Source organism: Pseudomonas entomophila, assembly GCF_029478665.1.
In the GTDB taxonomy this organism is placed as follows: domain Bacteria; phylum Pseudomonadota; class Gammaproteobacteria; order Pseudomonadales; family Pseudomonadaceae; genus Aquipseudomonas; species Aquipseudomonas entomophila_F.
This window is the reverse complement of sequence record NZ_JARPQB010000119.1, coordinates 1-1,041: the sequence shown is the minus strand read 5'-3', so window position 1 is coordinate 1,041 and position 1,041 is coordinate 1. Positions and strand designations below refer to the sequence as shown.

The window sequence follows — 1,041 nt, the reverse complement described above, 5'->3', positions numbered from 1 at the left end:
GCGGCACACTCCGCCAGCACCCTCAACCCCTGCATCACCTCCGGCGTAACAACCCGCCCCAGGCACACCCGCATCCCGGTGCCACTTTCCCCATCGGCAAAGAACATCCCGCCGGCGCCCACATTGCAGCCACGCTCCGCTGCAAGGTGTTGCAGTGCAACCATGTCTGTCCCTTCCGGCAATTCGATCCAGTGGATGAAGCCGCCCTGCGGCGCCACATACCGCGTCCCTGCCGGAAACACCGACGCCACCAACGTCTCCATCATCTCGGTCTGCGCCGCCAGCCGCCCACGCAGTTTCGCGCAGTGCTCCTCCATGTATCCCCGCCCGATGAATTCATCCAGCACCCGCTGGGCCAGGCTCGACACCGCCAGGTTGCGGGAGAACATCTGGGCCAGGATCGCGTCCCGATACCGGCCTGCGACGCACCAGCCCACCCGGTACCCCGGCGCCACGGTCTTGGAAAACGATGAGCAGTAGATCGTCTGCCCGGTCGTGTCGTAGTGCTTGATGGCTCTCGGTCGCTGCGCCTCGTCCACCAGGTCGAAGAAGATATCGTCCTCGATGATCGGTACATCCGCAGCCTGCGCCAAGTGCGAGAGTTGTGCCCGCGCTGCGTTGGGCATGATGAAGCCCCGCGGGTTCTGCAGCGTCGGGTTGAGGAACACCACATCGACCTTTCTGCCTTTCAGGGCCCACGCCAGGTGCTCCAGATCCATGCCACTGTCGGCGTGGGTGCGGATGGGCAGGGCGCGCATCCCCAGGCGTTCGATGGTCTGCAGGATGCCGTAGTAGGTGGGCGTCTCGATGGCTACCGTGGCGCCGGGCTGGGCGATGGCTTCAAGGGCAAGCTCCAGGGCGACGGTGTCGCCCGAGGTCACCAGGATATCGTCCGGCCCACAGGCCACGCCGCGTTGCAGCATCAACCCGGCGATGCGCCGACGCAACGAGGTCAGGCCCGGCGGAGCGATCAACCCGGCCAGTGGTTGCTCGGCCTTGGCGGCCAGCGTCGCCAGGCACTTGTTCAGCAGCACCTGGGGC

1 protein-coding gene is annotated in these 1,041 nt (G+C 66.1%); it reads right to left on the bottom strand.

Translation table 11 applies throughout. The annotated features are described in order from the left end of the window. The coding region (locus P5705_RS26160; RefSeq protein WP_277463747.1) for a PLP-dependent aminotransferase family protein at positions 1 to 1,041 on the bottom strand (1,041 nt) is incomplete at both ends.